Source organism: Butyrivibrio sp. (genome assembly GCF_017433805.1).
Classification (GTDB): domain Bacteria; phylum Bacillota; class Clostridia; order Lachnospirales; family Lachnospiraceae; genus Butyrivibrio.
The window spans coordinates 17659-41402 of record NZ_JAFRGN010000052.1 but is presented as its reverse complement, the minus strand read 5'-3'; the positions used below and the strand labels follow the sequence as shown (position 1 = coordinate 41402).

At 40.7% G+C, this 23744-nt stretch carries 17 protein-coding genes; 1 reads left to right on the top strand and 16 read right to left on the bottom strand.

Annotated features, from left to right (window positions below; translation table 11 throughout):
- Positions 1-71: 71 nt before the first annotated feature.
- From alaS to IJI01_RS12840, 11 genes are all read right to left on the bottom strand, one after another.
- Complete coding sequence (alaS, locus tag IJI01_RS12890) at positions 72-2729, bottom strand: alanine--tRNA ligase (RefSeq protein ID WP_292191097.1); 2658 nt, start codon at positions 2727-2729, stop codon at positions 72-74.
- Positions 2730-2916: 187 nt separating this feature from the next.
- Entirely contained in the window at positions 2917-4326 is a 1410-nt protein-coding gene (locus tag IJI01_RS12885) for a glycine--tRNA ligase (RefSeq protein WP_292191095.1), read from the bottom strand.
- 48 nt (positions 4327-4374) lie between these two features.
- Positions 4375-5001, bottom strand: coding sequence for a hypothetical protein (locus tag IJI01_RS12880; protein ID WP_292191092.1), 627 nt, complete (start codon positions 4999-5001; stop codon positions 4375-4377).
- 65 nt (positions 5002-5066) lie between these two features.
- On the bottom strand, positions 5067-5720 hold the full coding sequence (gene recO / locus IJI01_RS12875) for a DNA repair protein RecO (RefSeq protein ID WP_292191089.1): 654 nt from the start codon (positions 5718-5720) through the stop codon (positions 5067-5069).
- A gap of 29 nt (positions 5721-5749) precedes the next feature.
- Positions 5750-6844 carry a GTPase Era gene (gene era, locus IJI01_RS12870; protein ID WP_292191086.1) on the bottom strand — a complete coding sequence of 365 codons (1095 nt, stop codon included), beginning with the start codon at positions 6842-6844 and terminating at the stop codon, positions 5750-5752.
- A gap of 17 nt (positions 6845-6861) precedes the next feature.
- The gene (locus tag IJI01_RS12865) at positions 6862-7773 is read right to left on the bottom strand and encodes a DUF4349 domain-containing protein (protein ID WP_292191084.1); all 912 of its coding nucleotides are present in this window, start codon (positions 7771-7773) and stop codon (positions 6862-6864) included.
- Between the two features lie 23 nt (positions 7774-7796).
- Positions 7797-10727, bottom strand: coding sequence for an insulinase family protein (locus IJI01_RS12860; protein WP_292191081.1), 2931 nt, complete (start codon positions 10725-10727; stop codon positions 7797-7799).
- Between the two features lie 40 nt (positions 10728-10767).
- Complete coding sequence (locus IJI01_RS12855) at positions 10768-12570, bottom strand: hypothetical protein (RefSeq protein WP_292191078.1); 1803 nt, start codon at positions 12568-12570, stop codon at positions 10768-10770.
- An 89-nt stretch (positions 12571-12659) separates the two neighbouring features.
- Positions 12660-13397, bottom strand: a complete 738-nt coding sequence (locus IJI01_RS12850) for a YebC/PmpR family DNA-binding transcriptional regulator (protein ID WP_029230992.1) — start codon at positions 13395-13397, stop codon at positions 12660-12662.
- 26 nt (positions 13398-13423) lie between these two features.
- A complete protein-coding gene (locus IJI01_RS12845) occupies positions 13424-14791 on the bottom strand; it encodes a hemolysin family protein (protein WP_292191072.1) in 1368 nt (455 codons plus the stop codon).
- Between the two features lie 76 nt (positions 14792-14867).
- Positions 14868-16340 carry a RyR domain-containing protein gene (locus tag IJI01_RS12840; protein WP_292191069.1) on the bottom strand — a complete coding sequence of 491 codons (1473 nt, stop codon included), beginning with the start codon at positions 16338-16340 and terminating at the stop codon, positions 14868-14870.
- 184 nt (positions 16341-16524) lie between these two features.
- On the opposite strand from IJI01_RS12840, the gene IJI01_RS12835 reads away from it, so the two are divergent.
- On the top strand, positions 16525-17553 hold the full coding sequence (locus IJI01_RS12835; RefSeq protein ID WP_292191067.1) for a hypothetical protein: 1029 nt from the start codon (positions 16525-16527) through the stop codon (positions 17551-17553).
- A 42-nt stretch (positions 17554-17595) separates the two neighbouring features.
- Here the strand turns inward: IJI01_RS12835 and alr are convergent, their stop codons facing one another.
- The 5 genes from alr to IJI01_RS12810 form a co-directional block, all read right to left on the bottom strand.
- Positions 17596-18759, bottom strand: a complete 1164-nt coding sequence (gene alr / locus IJI01_RS12830) for an alanine racemase (protein ID WP_292191064.1) — start codon at positions 18757-18759, stop codon at positions 17596-17598.
- Between the two features lie 20 nt (positions 18760-18779).
- Positions 18780-20342 carry an NAD(P)H-hydrate dehydratase gene (locus tag IJI01_RS12825; protein ID WP_292191061.1) on the bottom strand — a complete coding sequence of 521 codons (1563 nt, stop codon included), beginning with the start codon at positions 20340-20342 and terminating at the stop codon, positions 18780-18782.
- Between the two features lie 63 nt (positions 20343-20405).
- Positions 20406-21062: a hypothetical protein gene (locus IJI01_RS12820; protein WP_292191058.1), complete on the bottom strand. Its 657-nt coding sequence runs from the start codon at positions 21060-21062 to the stop codon at positions 20406-20408.
- Positions 21063-21085: 23 nt separating this feature from the next.
- Positions 21086-21721, bottom strand: coding sequence for a redox-sensing transcriptional repressor Rex (locus IJI01_RS12815; protein WP_292191056.1), 636 nt, complete (start codon positions 21719-21721; stop codon positions 21086-21088).
- A 190-nt stretch (positions 21722-21911) separates the two neighbouring features.
- On the bottom strand, positions 21912-23633 hold the full coding sequence (locus IJI01_RS12810) for a methyl-accepting chemotaxis protein (protein ID WP_292191054.1): 1722 nt from the start codon (positions 23631-23633) through the stop codon (positions 21912-21914).
- Between the last annotated feature and the right edge of the window lie 111 nt (positions 23634-23744).

The following is a 23744-nucleotide window of genomic DNA, read 5'->3' as shown; positions in this document are numbered from 1 at the left end:
TAACTCACATAACATGAATAATTTTAACACATATCTCATGTCTGTCAAGCACATTTTTGATAATTTTATTATTAATTTATCTGAGTTTCAAGAACAGCCTTCGCTTCAGCAAGTGCATCCTGAATACCTGCAGGATTCTTACCACCAGCCTGAGCCATGTTTGGACGACCACCGCCGCCACCGCCAACCTTAGGTGCAATTGCCTTAACAAGGTTACCAGCATGAGCTCCCTTAGCCATTGCTCCATCAGTAGCCATAGTTACAAGGTTAACCTTGCCATCAGCTTCTGAGATAAGAACAACAACGCCTTCTCCAAGCTTGGTCTTCATCTGATCGCCAAGATCACGAAGTCCGTTCATGTCTACACCCTTAACAGCTGTAGCAAGAAGCTTAACTCCCTTAACCTCAACAACCTGATCAGTTACATCACCAAGAGCAGCTTGAGCTTCCTTACTCTTAAGTGACTCATTCTCGCTTCTGAGAGCCTTGAGTTCCTCCTGAAGCTTCTTGATATGATCAACAAGATCTGCTGGTGTAGTCTTGAGAGCCTTAGCTGCATCTCCAAGATTAGCCTCAACATTCTTGTAATATGCTCTTGCGTTGTCTCCTGTAAGAGCCTCAATACGACGAACACCTGCAGCAACACCGCTCTCTGAAAGGATCTTGAAAAGACCGATGTGGCTTGTGTTAGCTACATGAGTACCACCACAAAGCTCGATAGAGAAGTCGCCCATGTTAACAACTCTTACTGTCTCGCCATACTTTTCGCCAAACAGTGCCATAGCACCTGTCTTCTTGGCCTCTTCTATAGACATCTCCTTAGTTACAACTGGAAGTGCCTCCAGAATCTTGGCATTAACAATCTCTTCAACCTTCTGGATTTCTTCTGCTGTCATAGCCTGATGATAGCTAAAATCAAATCTTGTCTTGTCTGGATCCTGATATGAACCAGCCTGCTCAACGCCATCACCAAGAACCTGCTGAAGTGCCTTCTGAAGAAGGTGAGTTGCTGAGTGGTTACGACAAGTCTTAGCTCTGTTATCAGCATCAACATTAAGTGATACCTTATCAGAAACCTTGAAGCTTCCAGCTACTACCTTACCAACGTGTGCTGTTCTGCCACCAGCTACCTTAATAGCCTCTGATACTACAAACTTAGCTCCGTCAGAAGAAACGATCTCACCGATATCTCCAACCTGACCACCCATTGTGCCATAGAATGTAGTCTTATCTGTAAGGATAGTTCCCTGCTGTCCCTCTGCAAGCTCAGATACAAGAGCATCTGCGCCAGCCATAGCTACAACAGTACCATCGCATGTAATTGCATCATAGCCAAGGAACTGCGTTGTTACAGACTCCTCAAGATTGTCAAATACACCAGCTCCAGTTGTAAGGTTAGCTGAGAAGTTCTGGTTCTCTCTAGCCTTCTGCTTCTGCTCTTCCATAGAAGCAGCAAAGCCCTTCTCATCAACTGTAAGTCCCTCTTCCTCTGCAAGCTCAGCTGTAAGCTCTACAGGGAAACCAAATGTATCATAAAGGAAGAATGCATCCTTTCCTTCGATTTCCTTTTTGCCAGCTGCTGAAGTAGCATCAAGAATCTTTTTGAACTCCTTCATACCATTCTCAAGAGTAGCCTCGAAACGAGTGATCTCTCTTTCAAGCTCTGTAAGAACGAACTTCTGATTCTTGTTAAGGTGCTCGTAGCTGTCAACATACTCGCTGATATAGATCTTAGCTACACCAAGGATCTGCTCCTTGTTTAGGCCAAGTGTTCTTGCATGTCTTACAGCTCTTCTGATAAGTCTTCTGAGGATATATCCAGCACCTGTATTAGAAGGAAGAAGCTTAGCCTCATCTCCAATAAGCATAACTGCTGTACGAGTGTGATCAGCAAGAATTCTCATAGATCTTGTTGTCTTCTCATCTGACTCGTACTTGATTCCGCTCTCTTTTTCAATATAAGCGATAACAGGAGCATGAAGGTCGATCTTGTAAACGTCATCTACTCCGTTAAGGAATGCAAGAATACGCTCAAGTCCCCAACCTGTATCAACATTCTTCTGAGCAAGTGGTGTAAGATGACCATCATGATGCTTCTCGTACTGCATGAATACGTCATTACCAATCTCAGTATACTTACCACAATGACAGCCTGGCTTACAGTCAGGTCCGCATGGTGGAACATCATCTTTTACATAGAACATCTCACTGTCAGGACCGCATGGACCATATTCAAGTCCCCACCAGTTGTCCTCTGCAGGAAGATAGTAAATATTCTCAGGCTTAAATCCAGACTCAATACGATACTTAGCACCCTCTTCATCTCTTGGTGCATTCTCGTCACCTGCAAATACAGTTGCAGCAAGGTGATCAGCATCAAATCCGAAGAGCTGTGTAAGAAGCTCATAACTCCACTGGCAACGCTCTTTCTTGAAGTAATCTCCAAGAGACCAGCTACCCATCATTTCAAAGAAAGTACCATGGCTCTTGTCACCAACTGAATCAATATCGTTAGTACGAACGCATCCCTGCACATTGCAAAGACGTGTTCCCATAGGATGCTTCTTACCAAGAAGGTATGGCATAAGTGGCTGCATACCAGCAACGTTAAACATAACTCCTGTAGAACCATCTGATACAAGTGATACAGCGCCGCAATCTACATGGCCTCTGTCGATATAAAACTGCTTCCATGCTTTACGCAGTTCGCTAGCAGTAAACTGTTTCATAAATATTTCCTCCATTTATATAACATGATATACGGATTGCTTCACTTCGTTCTCGCAATCCTACATACATTCGGAAATCGAATCACTCATACTTCGTGATTCTTTTTTCCTCATGTATGTTCGGTCTTCAAGGTCATGCATATATTTGTGCAAGCACATATATGCATGACTTTGAATCCCTATATCATTAAAAATCAAACTTATCAGCAAAGAATGCATCGAGCTGATCGATAGCGATTCTCTCCTGCTCCATGCTGTCTCTGAATCTAACAGTAACCATGTTATCGTTCTCAGACTCAAAGTCATATGTTACGCAGAATGGAGTTCCGATCTCATCCTGACGACGATATCTCTTACCAATATTTCCACGATCATCAAATTCGCAGTTGTACTTCTTGGAAAGCTGAGCATAAATCTTCTCAGCACCCTCGTTAAGCTTCTTGGAAAGAGGAAGAATACCAATCTTAACAGGTGCAAGTGCTGGATGGAAATGAAGAACAGTACGCATATCTGGCTTGTCCTCAGTTCCGATGTTCTCCTCGTCATATGCTTCGCAAAGGAATGCAAGTGTAACACGGTCTGCACCAAGTGATGGCTCAACTACGTATGGGATATACTTCTCGTTTGTCTCATCATCGAAGTAATCCATAGGCTGACCTGATGTCTCCTGATGTCTTGTAAGGTCATAGTCAGTTCTGGAAGCAATACCCCAAAGCTCGCCCCAATCTGTGAATGGGAATGCATATTCAATATCTGTTGTATGATCTGAGTAGAATGAAAGCTCCTCTGGATCATGGTCACGAAGACGAAGGTTCTCTTTCTTGATACCAAGTGAAAGAAGCCACTCATAGCATGTCTTTCTCCAGTACTCGAACCACTCTGTCTGTGTGCCAGGCTTGCAGAAGAACTCAAGCTCCATCTGCTCGAACTCTCTTGTACGGAATGTGAAGTTACCAGGTGTGATCTCGTTACGGAAGCTCTTACCGATCTGGCAGATACCAAATGGAACCTTCTTACGAGATGTACGCTGCACATTCTTGAAGTTTACGAAAATACCCTGAGCTGTCTCTGGACGAAGGTACACTGTATCCTTAGCATCCTCAGTAACGCCCTGGAATGTCTTGAACATCAGGTTGAACTCTCTGATGCCTGTGAAGTTGTGCTTGCCACATGATGGACATGGAACGCTGTGCTCCTTGATGAAGTTCTCCATCTCCTCGTGTGACCATCCATCAACTGATGTCTCAAGTGTAATATTATTCTCTGCAGCAAAGTCCTCGATAATCTTGTCAGCTCTAAATCTCTCGTGACACTCTTTACAGTCCATAAGTGGATCAGAGAAGCCACCAAGATGTCCAGAAGCAATCCATGTCTGTGGATTCATAAGAATCGCGCAGTCAACACCTACGTTGTAAGGGTTCTCCTGTACGAATTTCTGCCACCATGCTTTCTTGACATTATTCTTGAATTCAACGCCCAGATTACCATAGTCCCAAGTATTGGCAAGACCTCCATAGATCTCTGATCCTGGGTATACGAATCCTCTTGCCTTGGCCAGGGCTACGATTTTGTCCATTGTTTTTGCGCTTGCTTCCATAATCCTCCATTCTGCGACTGCTAACTGCAGACGTTTATAACTTATATTTTATTTTGAAAGAAGCATCTGTACTAACTCGTTAGTTACATTAGTAAGATCAGCTTCCTTTTTATCTCTAAGTGCAACACCACTTGTCATATATTCAATATTATATGGTGTATATATTACTGTCTTCTCACTGGTTATGACAATATGTTTATCCAAAAAATCATCACTTCCAAGATCAATTTTGTTGCCATTCTTGTCAACGAGCGCACTTGAAAGCTCGTAACCATTGTCCATAGCCTCCTGAACAGTGCCATAGAATAATCTTGTCTGATTGTAATGTGAATAATCAGAAGAGTTCTCAAAAGTCATAACGAGCTTGGCAACAGGCTCATCCTCAATGACCTCAGCTTCTGCAATCTCTATTCTTGGTGTATCATACTCGGAATTATAATAAGAAATCTCCTCCGCAGCCATATCTGACAACTCGGCTATATCATAATATTCCTGATCAAAAGCCTCGAAGATGGTATTGGTAACTTTGCCATCTTTGCTGATACTAAGGCTCGTATCTTTTTGTTTGTCCCCACCACATCCAGTAAGTGTCATCGCACATACACATGCTGCTCCAGCAAAAGAAATCGCATATCTATGTAATAATTTATTCTCTTTAATACTATGTATTTTCACTATTTCCCCTCTATTTAGCTAAAAAAATACAAACAAAGTTATTATATCCAAATAGCTTTTCTTTTTCAATACTCAAAGGTTTCTAGCATCTCAAGGCTCTTAAGAGACCTGTCGATGTACTTTCTGCGATACTCTTTAGTTACTCTGTCCAGCTCATCGAGGACTTCTTCTGTAAGAGAAAAAGAAAATAGTCTGTTCAAAGGACTACTACTGATATATTCCATCGCATATTTTGTAGATTCCAGCAGGTTCCTTCCTTCTGGTATTCCAGGATATTCTCCTTCTATCTGAAGTGCTCTAAGTTCAAATATACACCTGACCAGTTTATTAGGTATACTGTCCTTTAAAAGAGCTTTAAGCGAAAGATAAAGAAGATTAAGAAGTTCCTTATCCTCATTATTTTCTCTCGTATAAAAACTGCACAGCTCAAGAAAAAAGGTGCCATAACAGGCACCTTCCAGTTTTGTTCTGAAGCCTTCAAAATAGTTTTCAATATCCGCTTCAACAATAGTATAGGAATTCTTACCTGCAAATAGCTTGAACGTTCCAAAGCAAAAGGGTTCTACCATACCTGATAGTTTGGCAGAAGGCTTTCTGGCACTTCTGGCAAAAGCTGTTATCTTACCTCTCTCGGCGGTAAAAATAGTAGCAACCCAGTCATAGTCTCCTGCAGGCGCATGCTTTAATACTATTCCGCGGACTATTACAAAATCTTCCATGTCACATCCTGATAAACGCTGTTAAATAATTACTTGAGATCTCTGATATCATAGCCAAAGCTCTTCATCTGAGTCTTGTCATCTCTCCAGTCTCTTCTGACTTTAACCCATATCTGGAGATTAACCTGACAGCCAACGAGCTCTTCAATATCTTTTCTGGCAGCTGAGCCAATCTTTTTGAGCATTGCTCCGCCCTTACCAATAACGATTCCCTTGTGAGAATCCCTCTCACAGATGATCGTAGCATCTATATCCATGATTCCATCGGGATCATAAACTTCTTCCGGCTGCTGAATCCCAGAAAGATCCAAAACCATAGGGCCGTCAAAATCATCATCCATATCATCTGCCGTATTCTGAGCTTCCAAAGCCTCTTTTTCCATAGCTTCGAGCTTACTCTTTTTAGGCGGATGCTGATGTCTCTTTTTCTTGGGCTTAGGAGCCTCTACAATCTTTTCTCTCATTCTCATGGTCTCAATAGTAACAGCGATTCCATGAGGAACCTCATCCTGTAAAAGACGAAGCGCCTTCTCTCTGATGATCTCAGCCGCAATCTGCCTCTCTGGCTGATCTGTAAGAGTTTCCTCGTCATAAAATGGAGGTCCAAAAGGAAGGAGCTTTTTTATTGTATCCATGAGCTCATCAATATTCTGTCCCTTAAGGGCAGCTACCTTAACAACACTGTCAAAGTCCATTTCTGCCCTGTAGGCATTCTCGAACTTATCAAGGTTGTCCTTGGATACCGTATCTATCTTGTTAATGACAAGAATCACAGGCTTTTTGCACTTCTTAAGTTCCTCAATGATAGACTTCTCACCAGCGCCAATGAATGTGCTTGGCTCAACAAGCCACAGTACAACATCAACCTCTTCAAGAGTACTCTTGGCAACCTTGGTCATATACTCTCCAAGCTTATTCTTGGAATCATGTATACCAGGAGTATCAAGGAAGATCATCTGACAGTCATCATCCGTATAAACTGTCATGATCTTATTCCTTGTAGTCTGTGGTTTGTTAGAGGTTATGGCAATCTTCTGTCCTATCATGTGATTCATGAGGGTAGATTTGCCTACATTTGGCCTTCCTATAAGTGTTATAAAGCCTGTTTTAAAATTATCCTTCATCTTGTCCTTTCAATTCATTAACTTTTCTTTTTCTTGGAAGCTTTCCTAGCCACAAGAATAATTACTGTCACAAATACTGCAAGAATAAACAGCTGAGGAATATGGATAACGATCCAGATAAACAGCTCTGAAATAGCATGAAGCACTGACTTGCAGCTATCAATAAAGCCCTCTGCCATACGCTTTCCTGCGCTCTTCTCCTCAACAGGAGTGAACTTGGTAACCTCTGTGATATCAAGATAGATTGTGCTGTAGTTAACCTTGTTGTCATAGGTACGAAGCTTGGATTCGATGCTCTCAAGTTCGTATCTCACTTCTGAAAGTCTGCTCTCTACAGTGATGATATCCTCAACCGTCTCAGCTGACTCTACAATCTCAAGAAGTCTGTCTTCCTCAGCCCTGAGAGCTTTCTTCCTGCTCTCTGTATCTACATACTGAAGAGTTACATCCTCAACATTCTGAGATTTGTTGGTAATGTTCGTAACTCCCTCGACGGTCTCAAGGAATGAGTCAAGCTTATTGGCTGGAATCCTGATAGTAAGGCTTGCATCTCTTGTGATGGTTCTGCCTGAATATCTGCTTCCGTTGTAGATATTGCTAGATTCAACATAGCCACCAAGCTCTTTTATCTTGTTATTAACTGAGCCAAGAACATCGTCAAGATTCTCCGCTTCCGCAGAAATGTTCATGGTGGTAATGAGTTTTCTGGAAGTATCTACAACCTGTTGGCTCTCTGTTCCGGATGCATTAACAGGTTCTTCAGCAAAATCTGCTGTCTTGTACTCATATACGCCATTAGAATCATAGGCTTCTTCTGTAGCCGCCGCTTCCATATAGCCTGAGTCGCTTTTACTACTGCCACAGCCTGATAAAAGAAATGCTGCTGTTAATACTCCTGTTAAAACCTTAACCCCAATACATTTTTTCATACTATTGTCCTCCCCAATAATATTTATCTGTTTACAAGCTGCTCAACGTTGTCAAACAGATTTTTCTCCTCATCGATCTTGTCATTAGTACCAATTACGCAAAGACACTCATCCTGCATAAATGCATCAACATAATCCGCAAGACCTCTTATAGTTTCCTTGGTTGTTCCAAGAAGCTCATCTCGATTTCTCTGGATATTCTCCATCTTAGCCTTGCAAAGATAAGCTGTAAGGCCATATGCTCCCTTTCCAGAAGGAGTCTTAGGTGTATCCAGATCAGAAATAGCACCTATTATATACTGCAGAATTGTTCTGTCGTCAGCATCAAAGTTTCTGAGATAATCCGCAGCCTTCTCAAATATATCAATACTATTCTTAAGATTAGGATCTCTATAGGTAACAAATGCACTGTCACCATTTTTAGCGTAACTGCTCATACATCCATAAGCGCCGCCAATAACTCTTATGTTTTTCCAAAGATAATCGTACCCCATCATTACCTTGAGAACGCGCAGTGCTCCGTTGTACTTAAGTCCCTTGGATGCAAAGTTACCTGCTCTGCATACATACTGAACCTGTCCTGCAGTCTTGAAGGCCTCATTTCTCTTAGAGGTCTTGATATCAAGTCTTCCAAGGTCAATGTTCTCAGTATAAAGAGAAGCTGCAAACTTCTTGCTATTTTCTGGAATTCCCTGATATTCCTTATCAGTTCCAGTAATATCAACCAAAAGGTTGTCTGCTCTGAAAATAGCCTTACTCAGTATAACCAGAGTATCGACAATTTCCTTAGCTCCCTCCTCGGTATTTATATCCTTGTTAAGCTGCTCTAAATGTCTGAAATATCCAATTCCGCTTACGCAGTCAGAAACATACGCTGCTGGTGATATATAAGACATAGCGCGAAGAGCTGCTGTCTGATGTCCGGAAGAAGCAAGGTCAGACTGAAGTCTTGCATACTGCTCACCAAATATCTCTTTCAGCCTCTTAACATCATCAAACTTAGTAGATGTAATAATCTCCTGAACTAGCTCAAATGCTTTATCCAGATTGCTATGAAGCACCTTGACGCTTATTTCAAAGGCTGTCTCAAATTTGGATACATCATTGGAATCAGTGTAAGTACTGATTGCGCCTGAAAGTCCGCCGGTATAAATGTTGATCTCATTGTAGAGGTCACCATATGTATAATTGGCTGTATCCAGCATTCCAAGAACCTTTTTGAGCACTGAAGCATATGGAAGATACTTGGCATCAATATTCTTGAGATCAAAAACAAAGGAAACGTAGTCGATTCCATTGGTAAACACATCGTGATGAAGAATCTTAACGCCCTGATACTCCTTGAGCTCATAAATGAAGTTATCAGCTTCTTTCTTGAGATCCTCGAGCTTTAAAAGAGGAATCTTTTTGAGGTCCTCAGGATCATCAGGCTGTTCCTGGTACTCCTTAAGCTCTTTGGTCTCTCTCACGATTCTGTCTATCTCATCAGCAGAAAGAGATTCCTTATACTTAGCAAGCTTATCCTTAAGCTCTTCATCCTTTTTCTCTGTAAGTCCCTGCTCAGGCTCAAGAAGAAGGATTGTTTTATGAGTATTGTCCAAAAGATACTTCTGGATCAGGTCTTCAAAGTATCTGCCCTTAGCATCCTCTTTGAGCTCTGCAAAAGTATTGTTGGCCTCAACATTTATCCATGGGCTGTTATCGTCGTAGAGCCAGCTGTCAAATATCTGAAGGCCATACAGAAGTCCCTTAGGGAATCTTCCAAAATCAGCTTCTCTATATTTGAATTCATCGAAATTAAGTCCTGCTAAAAGAGATTTCTTATCAATTCCATCTCTTACCTGCTTCTCAAGGACTTCTCTGATAGTATTAACAAATTCTTCCTTTTGGGAAGCATCAGCATTCTTGGCAATAATAGAAAATACAGGCTGCTGAAGTCCATTGTCATACTCACTGTAAACATCCTGTCCAATACCCTTGTCGATAAGGGCCTTCTTAATAGGCGCTCCAGGAGCTGAGCAAAGCGCATAATCCAGAATATCGAATGCCACATACAGCTTTCTATCAAGTGTTGATCCTACGCTGCAGTTATAGGACAGATATGTATTCTGCTCAAGTGGCTCGCTCTCCATGATTGAGTATGGCTTATGTATCTCTCTGGGAGCAGTAAAAGCTTCCTGCCTCTGTATCTCAGAATCCACCTCAAGATAATCAAAGCCTGAAAGATAGTTCTTGTCGATATAATCAAGCTTTTCAGCCATATTCATATCGCCATAAAGATAAATATAGCTGTTGGATGGATGATAATACTTTCTATGGAAATCAAGATATTCCTCGTATGAAAGCTCAGGAATAACGTCCGGATCGCCACCAGATTCAATTCCATAAGTAATATCAGGATAAAGAGAATTCTGGATTTCTCTTGAAAGCACGTCATCTGCTGAAGAAAACGCACCCTTCATCTCATTATATACAACACCATTGATGGTAAGTTCACTGTCCTTATCTTCCATCTCATAGTGCCAGCCTTCCTGCTTGAATATCTTGTCAGTCTTGTAGATATTAGGATAAAAAACTGCATCAAGATATACATGCATCAGATTGTGGAAGTCTGTATCGTTGCAACTGGCAATCGGATAAACCGTCTTGTCAGGGAATGTCATAGCATTTAAAAATGTGTTAAGAGAACCCTTGACCAGCTCTACAAATGGATCTTTGATTGGGAACTCTTTGGAACCACACAGAACCGTGTGCTCGATAATATGAGCTACACCAGTAGAGTTCTTGGGTGGAGTTCTGAAGCCAATAGCAAACACCTTGTTATTATCATCATTAGATAAAAGTGTTATTCTTGCTCCGGTCTTTTTGTGCCTGAGAATATAGCTGTCAGAATTAAGATCATCAATTCTGCGATTTTCTATAATCTCGTAGGTAGTTAAATCTTCTAATCTCATTTAGTATGCTTACCTTTCAGGTTTCTATATATTAAACAAATCAAATATCAAAATCGTCCCCACTTTTGTAAGGAATATCAAAATCATCTTTTTTATTTTGAACAGGAACTTCAACATGCGCAGTCTTGTACTCTGTTCGCTTTCTGAACACAACCTTGCGCTCAGAATCCTTAATTTTCTGAGGTTCTTCTATCTGAGGTTCTTCTGCCTCAGGCTCTTCTACCTTAGGTTCTTCTACCTTAGGTTCTTCTGTCTTCTTCCTGTCGAGACCAATCTTGCCTTCGAACTTAGGCATTCTCATCTTGGACTTATCAATATCCATCTCATCCTCAGCCCCAGTTGGGAGAATCATTCCCTCAGGAACAAAGCGAGGCTTTTCTTCGTCAGTCTTTTCTACTTTTTCTTCTACTTCTATCTTCTCTTCTGATCTGGTTTCTTCTGGAAGTCTGAAGGCTTTCTTCTCAAGAGGAACATATTCAGCATCTTCGTCGCCGAATGGCTTGACAACCTCTTTTATCATCTCATTAGACTTAGGTCCAATGCTGTCCTCTTCATCTCCATCGTCCAAATAATCTTCCTCTGGTAGCTCTTTGAACACCTCTTCCTGCCTTGTGAGCGTAATAAGTGATACTACACAGGCAAGTACAAATGCAAAGAATACGGTGACAACATTCTGATCATTCATTCTGGTAGCGCCAAAGAAAGGAGTCGCAATAAATACCAGAATTGTAGCCATAAGCCATGGAGAGATTCTTCCAAAATTCTTGTTTCTGAAGTATCCAACAAGCACTCCGGACATGGCAATAAATGTAATAACATAAACGAGCTTGTAATTAGTGTAGGTCCAGAACATGCTAAAGGTATTCAGGTTGCGGAAATAATATCCTGACCAGTTATGAAGAACTGCTCCCATCTGCATGAAGCCGGCTTCCTGAGCTATCATTCCAAAGAATGTGATAACCCCGGCCAGAACAACAAATATCAAACTAAATGCGCCAACATGGTCCTTATCTCCTGCCATAAACATAACAGACAAAAGAAGCGGAACAGCTACAACAATTGTTCCCGCATCAAGATAGGCCATGAAACCAACAACCATTCCAACTATCACATACCAGATAATGAACCACTTGGATGTATAGTTGCCATCAGATGCATCTCTAAGGTAAATACCAATAATGAGAAGCTCAAGTCCCAACATTACAAGGAACAATTCATCAGTGCCAATAACTGCCTTACTAAGTCCTTCTGTAAAAACAGGCATGAAAGAAACGTAGGCAGCAAATATTACAGAAGCAGCTTTCCCTAAAACCACCTTGCAGGTAATAGTGCCAAGCATAACAAAAAGCATGAAAAGAGCTATCTGAAGGCCATAAGCTACGATAATCTTATTGCCTGTAAAATACATTACAAATCTAAGAATATCTGTATAAACCGCAGATAAAAGATTGTATTCAGTAGAAGCACCAACTGCTCCTACCTGAGCATTCTCAAATAAAGACAGTTTGCCAGAAGGTGCATAGGTTGTTCGTCCCAGTATATCCAATCTATAGAATATTCCACCTGCAAAAATAGCAATAAGCATCAAAGCATAAATTACTCTGACGCCTACAGTATGTGCCAAACTCTCCAGTTCGATATGATCACATATTCTGCCAAGTAAAAATGTCAGGACACTCATAATGAGCACTCCCAGCACCGTCAATATTGCAGAATAAGCAAGCTTCATATCTCCAGACGGAAAAAGTCCTGAAAAGAAACTAGAACTCGCTACCATTATCACATCAAAAATCATAAACATAATCAAGATGCACAAACCTGGCCACATACGTTTTAGTTTCATTTCAGGACTCCCCCACGTTTACTATTTTGTTTTATAGATTTATATACAAGACTTTTTTCATAGATAAATCATTTTATATTGTGAAATAATCACTCTTCAGGCTCATCCCAGTTATGATATACAGCCTGAACATCATCATCCTCATCAAGAAGATCAAGGATTCTTGTAAGGTACTTAACAGTCTCAGGATCAGTTACTGAAACATAGTTCTGAGGGATCATAGTAACCTCAGCAGAAGCTGTCTCAATCTTAGCCTCATTAAGAGCCTCTACAACTGCCTGGAAATTATCTGGAGTTGTAAGGATCTCATAGCTGTCATCTTCCTCATTGAAGTCATCAGCACCAGCATCAAGAACAAGCATCATAAGATCATCAGATGACATCTTGCACTCTTCCTTGTCGATAAGGATCTGTCCCTTATTATCAAACATATAAGATACGCAACCAGGAGTTCCTACGTTACCGTTACCCTTTGTGAATGCGCTCTTAACGTTAGCTGCTGTTCTGTTCTGGTTATCTGTAAGAGTCTCAACGATGATAGCTGTACCGCCTGGGCCATATCCTTCGTATGTGATGCTCTTGTAATCAACTGCTCCATCAGCGCCTGATGCCTTCTTGATACCACGCTCGATAGTATCGTTAGGCATATTGTTAGCCTTAGCCTTGGCAATTACTGTAGCAAGCTTGAAGTTATTAGCAGGGTTTGGGCCGCCCTCTTTAACTGCTACTGCAATTTCCTTACCAATGATAGTGAAAATTTTTCCCTTTGCAGCATCATTCTTTTCTTTCTTATGCTTGATGTTTGCAAATTTTGAATGTCCTGACATAAAAAACTTCCTTCCTTTAGATATATCTAATTTGCTATTTCTAATTCTTTTTCTTCCTGAACAACCTCCTCATCAGGGAGCTTGTTAACCAAAACACTCTGAATCATATGATTGTCTACAGAAAGAATCTTGAAACTATAGCCATCAACTGTGGTGCTAAACTCCTCGTCAGCCTCAGGAATCCTGTCAAGCTGAGATATCATATAACCGTTTAGCGTCTCAAATTCGCTCTCGCCGAAAGATATTTTAAATCTTTTCTCAAGAACTTCAAGAGGAGTCTTACCCTCAACTATATATTCGCCGGAATTCTTGGTAGGTTTGATGAAGTTCTCATCCTCATCATACTCATCCATGATATTACCTACGATTTCCTCGAGGATATCCTCCATGGATACAAGGCCAGCTGTCTGTCCATACTCGTCGATGATTATAACCATCTGAGTCTTGGTAGACTGCATGCTATGGAAAAGAGAATCAATATTCCTTGTCTCTGGAACAAACTTGGGCTGACGAAGCAGACCCTTGATCTTCCTGATTGGAAGAGCCTCATCTGTCTCCTCAGAGAGCTTCTTCATAGCATCTCTTATATGCATGATACCGATGATATGATCAATATCATCAAGGTATACTGGGAATCTGCTATTATTCGTATCCATCATAAAGCCAACAGCCTCTTTAAGGCTCATATTGGCATCAATAGCCACCATAGCCTTTCTGTTGGTCATGATATCTCTGGCCTCTTTATCAGAGAACTCAAAGATATTAGTGATCATATCAGCTTCTGTTTCCTGGAGAACACCCTGTTCCTGACCTTCTGAAACCATTGACTTGATCTCCTCCTCAGTAACATCAGATTCATCCGCTTCTCCGCGAATCCCAAACAGATATAAAAGACCTGCTGAAAGAGCATTAGATACGAAAACAAATGGATAGCATATGCTGAGTATGATACTCACTGGATAATAACATACATAAATCCATTTCTCCGGATATCTTGCGGACAGCTTTCTGGGAATCAGAACTCCAAAGCACATTATCAAAAGACTGATAATCAGACCAGTACACAAAAATATAATACTGCGCGAATAATCGGCGCTATTCACATCCATTCCTGCAGCCATGACAATAGCATTAGAAATGTCAATTGTGACCATACCGCCTAAAATCATATTAACTACAATATTAAAATACTGGATACACTTGATCAGTTTGGCATCGTCCCTGATGGCAGCCAAGACCTTGGCACTAAGCTTATCCTTGTTCTCAAGTGCCTTTTTCTCGATTTCTTCCTCTCTGACATGCCCCAGTGCAACACCAAAACCATGCACCAGAACATCCATTATCAGGATGATGCAAAAGATAAGAATACTGACAGAAGGCAAGCCTTCGTCCATAGTAGTTCCTCCTATACATAAAAAGTCAACTTACACTATACCATATTTTATGTAGCTTATCCAGTGGGGCTAAATCTCACAGCACCAGCTTATCAATTTCTGCCCTTAAAACATCACTATATATGCCATCTTTGGACTTTTCTTTATAATCCAGTTCCTCGTATGGCACCAAAAGGTTGTGTTTCCTAGCACTGTTGTCCCTCACCTTATCATAGGTCCAGTGATTAGCATAGTAGAACCTGCTCCATCTGATATGCTCGATCTTCCAGGCATCCTCAGAATTCTCTTCAAGCTCTCCGTCTGCCATAAGTTTTTTCTCTATCCAGTAATGATCTGCTCTGGCAATATTAGAGCTCTTGAAAAAGCCGTTGAGCTTCTTCCACTCTTCATCAGCCGCCCTTTCAAAATCATCAGGCACCTGTCCGTTACTGTATCTGAGATAATAATCGTAGTTAAAGAGCTTTCCCTGCCTGTAGAGCTTTTCTTTTTTGATGTTGTCTTCTGTGAGGATATCACTCAGATCGCCAAAAGCCAGCATCTTATTAGAGATATAAAGCTGCGCAAGGCCTGCTTGATTCTCAGAATAGCAATGTATCTCAGCATCAGGATTCACATACAGAACCTTCTGAACAAGCGCAATACTCTGTTCTTCCAGTGTGTAGATAATTCTGCTCATCTGAGAAAGAACATCCATTTCCTCTTCCCATGGCGTTTCATGAATCACTATACTGTCACCATTCATAGTGTGAAGACCACCCACAAATGAAGCCTCTGATGGAGAACATCCCCATATATGATATTCAATTTCCTGGTTAAGCCCATAAATGTTATTCAGATAGCCATACTTAAAGATTGCTTTTCCAACTCTACCATAGCCAATAACAGCTACCTTGAGCTTCTCGTTTCTCCTGTCATAGAAATTATTCTTCTTCCAGTAATCTCTGGCCATAACATCATAAATATTAAAGAAATGAAGTCCGGATGTTTCCTTACTGGCTGCATCCAACAGTGATGGATCAATGTCTCTTAGCATCATGAACACATTGGAACCAGACAGTTTTTTCTCATTTTCTGTAAAAAAGCTCACGTTATCCATGTCATTTTCAAACATAAGGATGTGATTCTTAACCTTTTCTACCCTGAACTTTTTGAGATTATCTCTGTCATCATCAGGATTGTTATAAATTGTATAGCCATGGCTGAGTTTGGAACCAACCTCTTGCCCCAGATCATTGTCTGTATAAACTACCGTGGCATCTCCACTTAATCTTGTAAAAAAATGGTCCACTTTGGCATAAGCATATCGAACAACACTCAGAATAATACCTGCAGTAACGATAACGGCAGTAATCTCTGCAAACACAATAAGTGAATTTTCAAAATCAACAACGGGATTTACAAAATAGAGCGCAACAGACGCATAGATAGTCTCCCATACTGGAAGCCTCCCATAATATCCATATCCTATGCAGGCTGCAGTAAATGGAATAAGCCCGAAAACATATGATATCCATGGGTATTTCTCTTTTATTCTGGCAAATATTTTCATAGTCTCTCCCTCACAAATCATAAGTAAGCAAATTTATAGTCCTATCTTAATAACAATAAGAAACCATAAATAATTGCAAACCCTTTTAAACCTTACCATTTTTAACTGTTTCAATCAATAAATCTTTATATAGAGCACTTTTCATAGTAAAATAACTTGGTGAAAGATAATTTGGGGGATATTTATGGTTTCACTTTTTTCGATGGTATTAAACGCTGTTATCAGCTTTCTTTTATATGTTCTCAGGGCCTTTTTCTCTATGCTGGCTTTTGTAGTAAAGAGTCTTTACAAGGTATTTAAGCTCTTCTTCTGTGCTTTCCCACTTACCTGTATAGCATTTGTGTGTTTACTGCTTTTCAATGCATTTCTGGTATTTAAGGGCATTCCTGAAATCGAAGCCTTCACCGAATACGAAGATATACTGGAAAAAGATGTCGCTACTTCAGTAAAGCTATTCCGTGATCTCAGAATCTGGTGGGTACTAAACATCTATCCAACACGCGGGACTATCACCTTTGTCCTTTTGATCATCCTTTCAGTGATAATGGCTATTCCTGTTCTTTTAGCCGTCCTATGCATAGGTGTTTTCCTATCCTTCGGACAGTTTTTATTCTATGCAGCATGCATAGATATTGTCGTATACTTACTTAGAGCTATTTTTCAGAAATCCTTTGCAGCGCAGTTCTTGGACAGATACTACCGTCTTTTCCCTGATGCCGGCAAAAGACATTACGAGAAAAACTACGAAAAGTGGCTGCGAAAGCATCATAAAGATTTCGAAGAGGACGACGAAGACTATAAGCCTCGCAAAAAGTCAGCAAGAGACTTTTATGAAGACGATGAGTACGATGATGACTATGATGACGAGTACTATGAAGATAATGAGTACTATGAAGAAGACGAGTATGGCGATGAAGATTATGACGAAGATAATGACGATTATGATGTAGACGAATACGAAGACGATGAAATCTACGAAGATGATGAATATTACGAAGACGACTATGACGACGAAGAAGATGACACTATAGAGGATAAAGCTTCAGCAGCAACCACCTTTGATTTCTTTGCTGGCTGCAGCTCCAGAGAAAGCGTCGACAAGAAATACAAATCTCTAGTTAAGCTCTATCACCCTGACAATATGGACGGCGACACAGCTGCTCTTCAGGAAATAAACGTTCAATATACAGAAGCCAAGAAACGTTTTGGATAAAAGAAAAGATTAGAAGGTATTACAGCCTCCTAATCTTTTTATTTATTTTCCCACAAATACTCTTGGTACTCTTTTGTTAATGTCACATGTAAGTTCGTAGTTAAATCTGCCGCTCATTTCCCCGAGAGCTTCCGCAGATATTTCTTCTCCTGTGTTCTTATCACGCCCCATAAGAACAACTTCATCTCCCTCTTTAACATAAGGAATATCTGTTACATCTACCATAAACTGATCCATGCATACTCTTCCAAGAATATTAGCATGATGTCCGTTTATGAGAACATAGCCCTTATTAGAAAGACTTCTGGGGTACCCATCACCATATCCCACAGGAATAGTGGCAATCTTGGTCTCTTTTTCTGCTACAAAGGTTCCTCCATAGCTTACTGGTGTTCCAGCTGGAACCTCTTTAATCATAACAATATGACTGATGAGTTCCATCGTAGGTTTCAGATCCACAATATCTCTTGGAACATCCTCTGATGGCCACATGCCATACATTGTAACGCCAGCTCTTACCATATCCATAGAAGACTCTGGAACAGAAATGATGCTGGCTGAGTTAGCGCAGTGATGAAGAGGAATCTTGTGTCCTGTCTGCGCTTCTATAGCAGCTACGAAATCAGCAAAAACCTTCTCTCTTTCTCTTGCATTAGACAGGTCGGCTTCATCCGCTCTAGCAAAGTGAGTAAAGATACCTTCTACCTGAATGCCTGGCATATCCATTACTTCTCTGGCAAATTCAATGCCCTTATCGTCTGGTGTAATTCCGATTCTGCTCATACCGGTATCAACAGCAATATGAATGTGCGGAGCCTCATTAAGTTCACCATTATTCATAAGCTCCTGGCCACAATCAGACAGCTCTTTGGCCATATCAAGTCTGAATACTGTAGGTCTGATGCCCTCAAGGAGCATTCTCTTATACGCATATGGGAATGTATAGCCCAAAATCAAAATAGGCTTCTTAATTCCACTGTCTCGAAGTTCAAAAGCTTCCTCAGCAGTTGCCACCGCATATCCCCAAATATAATCCAGCTTCTCGAGATTTCCAGCTATTTCAACAGCCCCATGTCCATAGGAATCTGTCTTAACAACAGCCATGATCCTTGTCCCATCGGGAATATTCTTTTTCATTGATTCCAAATTGTATCTGATAGCGTCAAGATCAACCCTGGCGTATACTCTTGAATACTCTTCAAGCATTTCCTAAAACCATCCTAATTCTATATTTGTCTCAGAATGTCTTCCATTCCAAGAATGATGTCTGAAGCCACCATGGAATGCTTACCCTTATCCTCTGCAGCCTTATCACCGCTTAGACCGTGAAGATAAACTGCCAGGCAGGCAATTTCAAAGGATGTCTTACCAAAAGCCATGAAAGCTCCCATAATTCCCGCAAGAACATCTCCGCTACCTGCTGTAGCCATTCCATCGTTACCGCTCATATTAATATATATCTTTTTCTCTTTGCTGTCAGCAATAACAGTTCTGGCATCCTTGCAGACTACTGTACAGTGCAGGTTAGAAGCAAGTTCCCTTGGATATTCCAGAATATGTTCCTTGCAATCTCTGATATCTCTGTCAAAGAGCCTCGCAAACTCTCCAAGATGAGGCGTAATAACAAGCTTCCTGCTACTTCTGGCATAATTCGATAAAAGATCTCTAAGCTCATGATCTCCTGCTATAAGATTGAGCGCATCCGCATCAACCACAAGATTACCAGTATACTCCTCAAGAGTCTGTCTTGTGAGCTCATAACCGCTCTGAGTAGTTCCTATGCCTGGTCCAAGAACCACTGCACTTGCCCATTCAAAGCAAAGCCTTAGTTTATCATTAAAAGGTTCAAAGTCTTCGTAGGTAACAAGCATAGCTTCTGGTAAAAGAGATTTCATTACCTCTGCATTTTCAAAAGCAGTAAATATCTTGACCATACCAGCTCCTGCCTTCATACATGCATTAGCTGCAAGAAGACACGCTCCGCTTATATCCTTAGAGCCTGCAATGATAAGAACTTTCCCGTTGGTTCCCTTGTTGCCATCAAGTACTCTTTCCGGCAAAAGCTCCCTGATATCCTCATCATAGTAGAAAGCTCCTGGTTCCTTGGATAAAAAGCTATCTTCCGTAATACCAACATCTTCTACAAGCAGCTTACCAGTGTATTCACACCCAGGATACAAAATATGGCCAAGCTTGACCTGATTAAAGGTAATAGTCATATCTGCTCTTACGGCATTTTCCATCACTTTGCCATTATCAGCATTGATTCCCGATGGAATATCTACACTTGCCACGAGAAGATCTGATTCTCTCTCCGCCTTACAACTATTTATGTACTTAACAGCATCAGCATAATCTCCGGATACAGGACGTGACAATCCTATTCCGAACATTGCATCTACTATAATATCCCACTCGGCAGGGCTTTTGTTGTCTCTTATATTGGAAAAAGTGTCCGGAGTGACTGAATACTTTTCCAGGATTTTAAGCTGCTGCAAAAGAAGGTCAGAGCACTTAGTATAATCCCCAATTACGCATATACTGACCTTGATTCCCTTCTGTTTAAGTAGTCTTGCAATGCACGCTCCATCTCCTCCATTGTTGCCAACACCGCAAACCACAAGGGCTCTCACTTTTCTGTCCAGGTGCCTTGCCCCCAGCCATTTAAAAATGTTCTCAGAAGCCTTAAGCGATGCTCTTTCCATAAGAACGATGCTTGGAACACCAAAGTATTCAGAAGTGTTCCTGTCATACACCTTCATCTCCTGACTATTTACAGCATATCTCATAGTACTCCCCCTTATTATGTAAAACTAAAGCAAAAAGGGCTGCCCATCAAGGCAGCCCGTAAATCATTCAACATACTCTTCACCAGATAAAGGCCGCCTTATTGGATGCCTCTTATCCGGATCATACTTCATATCGAAAAGATCAACCACTTCAGGTCCAAAAATCTGATGCATATATGAATAAAGATTATAATTCTCCATTTCTGCTTCCTGAAGTCTTATAACATTCTTTTTAAGTTCTATTCTCGCTCTCTTGATCCACTCATCAAGAGCATTGATATCAGTTGTGTTGTCATAAAGTCGTTCATAGCAGACCTTCATGGTCTCTATCATGAGTTTATAATCAACGTCATAAATCTGCTTGGATAAATCGAGAAGTTCATCCTGATGGCTATCTATCTTCTCATTACATTCATTGATCAGCCTTGTACGCTCTGAAATCTCTTTTTCTATATTGGGGGCATTACCAAGCTTGTTGGCCTTATCTCTAAGGGGCACAATCTCACCAAGAAGCTTTTTCTTGAGCTTCTTGATATCCTTGGTCTGGCTCCTGAGCTTACCATCCTTCTCAACGAGGGCGTTAAGCTCATCTGCGAGCTGTTCTATTTCAGGTGTCATGTCTGTCTGCGTAAACAATTGATGCCATTTATTATCCAGCGTCAAAATAGGGATACTCTTTCCCTGCAGCGCAGACATATAAACTTCATCGTTTTTTGCCATCAGATAATCTCACAATCATCAGTTTATGTATTTTCGTACCTGTTAATATTATACGATAATTTCATCAAACTGTCAGATAAATGTACATTTTCTACCTGAATATTGTTAGGAACTTCAAGGTCAACATGCGCAAAGTTCCATATAGCCTTGATTCCACATTCAGCGAGCTTATGAGCCATTGGAACAGCCTGTTCCTTAGGAATAGTCAGAACAGCTATTTCAATCTGATTCTTTTTGACAAATTCCTCCATTTCATCCACTGGACGAACTTCTACGTCACGAATCTTAGTTCCATAAAGCTCTGGGTTACAATCAAAAGCTCCCTTAAAAACAAAGCCTCTTCTGGTAAAATTGGTGTAACCTGCAATAGCCTTACCAAGATGACCTGCACCGATAATAACGAGGCTATGCTGTTTATCAATGCCTAATATCTTACTGATCTCATCGTAGAGATAATTGACATTATATCCATATCCCTGCTGGCCAAACCCTCCAAAATTGTTAAAGTCCTGTCTGATCTGAGAAGCTGTAACCTTCATAATATCTGAAAGCTCCTGAGAGGATATTCTTTCAACGCCCTTCTCTTTCAGATCTCCCAGATATCTAAAATAGCGGGGGAGTCTCCCTATAACCGCCTGAGAAATCTCTTTATCTGCCATTTTGAGCTCCAATCCTGCGCAATTAACGCTTTTATATTATAATCTGAATCTTAAATTGTTAATTAATTCTCAATTATAATTATACCCCATACGTTAAATAAATGTCAATTAAATAGCGGCCCTTGAAAGAGCCATTTTTCGGCTATTCAAGGGCCGTTTTGGCACCATTATCCATTCACAGAAAAAGATATTATGGCTTGAAGTAACTAATTGTATCAGTCATGTCTTCTGCCAGTTTCTGAAGCTTATTCGCAGACTCTGTAATAATAGAGAATGTAGCATTAAGCTCCTGCATAGAAGCATTGGTTTCTTCTGTAGATGCTGCATTTTCCTCAGATATTGCTGACAGATCACTGATGATTTCTACAAGCTTATCCTTAGCATCATTCAGCTTATTGATATGTCCTGAAATGCTGTCTGTACTCTCAGAAACATTATCTACATTAACAACCATGCTACGCATGTTAGACTGGGTTTCATCAAGCTGCTCTGCCTGCTGTGAAAAGCTCTCATTAAGTCTCTGAAGAACCGCAACAGAGGACTCTGAATCAGCAACAAGCTGTTCTACAATCTTCTTGATTTCTTCTGCACTATTGCTACTCTGTACAGCAAGCTGTCCAATCTCAGTAGCTACAACAGCAAAACCCTTGCCAGCATCACCTGCTCTGGCAGCCTCAATACTTGCATTAAGTGACAAAAGATTGGTCTGAGAAGCAATCTCTGTGATAGCCTGAGAGAACTTGGAAATCTCTTTTGCAGATTCATTAGTAGAACTGATCGTATCACCAATATCTTTTACAGAGGCCTGAACATCTTCACTCTGCTTAATAAGCTTTTCAAGAGCATCCATAGCTGCGTTACAGGATGTCTTCATCTCACCAGCATAGGAATTTAACTGTTCTACGTTATCTGCAACTTCTTCAATATCTCTTCCGATATCCTGAGTATTACCAGCTGCAGTCTCTACACTCTCAGCCTGATTTACAGCGCCGCGTGAAATATCATCAACAGCTTCGCTTACCTGAGTGGATGCATTTGAAGCCTGATTAGCTGACTCAGCAAGCTCAGCGCCAGATCTCTTAAGCTCATTAGACATTTCCATGGTATCGCCAATAACGGAACCAAGCTTTTCCATAAGAGTCTTGGCGCCATCAGCAAGAAGTCCGATCTCATCATTTCTATTAAGCAATCTCTCATCGATAGAAAGCTTTAACTCACCCTGTGAAAGATGACCAAACTCATCAGCAATCTTCCTCATCTTAACGGATGCTGTATTTGCAACAACTATACCGATTGTAGAAGTTACTACAGTCATGATTATCGAAATGATAACCATAAGTATAATGACTGTTCTTACTGCATTAGCTACATCCTCTCCGTTTCTACCTGCAAATACCATTCCAGCAACAGTGCCATCACTCTGAAGAAGTGGACAATAGTAGCAGTATATTGCTTTGTCTGATCCGGCAGGAACTGCATTAGGAGTATATTTCTCGCCCTTTTTGTTAATTACTGCATCCACAACCGCATCAGAAGCATTGTAGCCAACAAGTCTTTTGCCGTTAGATACAAGTGTAGTAAGCACTCTTTCTTTTCCATAGAAAACTGAATACTCAAGGCCTGTCTCGTTTTTCAGATTATCTATGATTTCCTGATATTCCTCAGCTACTACTTCTTCGCCTTTTGTAAGGACTCCACCTTCATAAGCCCAGTCACCATCCCAGACGTTAGACATCTCACTTTGTATATGATTAGCAGCAACACGAAGTTCCTCTCTAACCATCTCACTATATATCTTATTGATCTGGTAACCACCTACAATAGTGAGTACTGTCGCCACAACAAAGATAGCTATAACTGCCGCAATAATAAGCTTTTGAACCAGTTTACCGTTAAATTCTTTGGGCTTCATGCAATCAGACCTCCTTACTGAGTCAAATCGATATATTAATTAATTCATTAACTTTTTACCGTTTATAGTTATTATACAAAAAAATCCCAGACATTTCTGTCTGGGATTCTT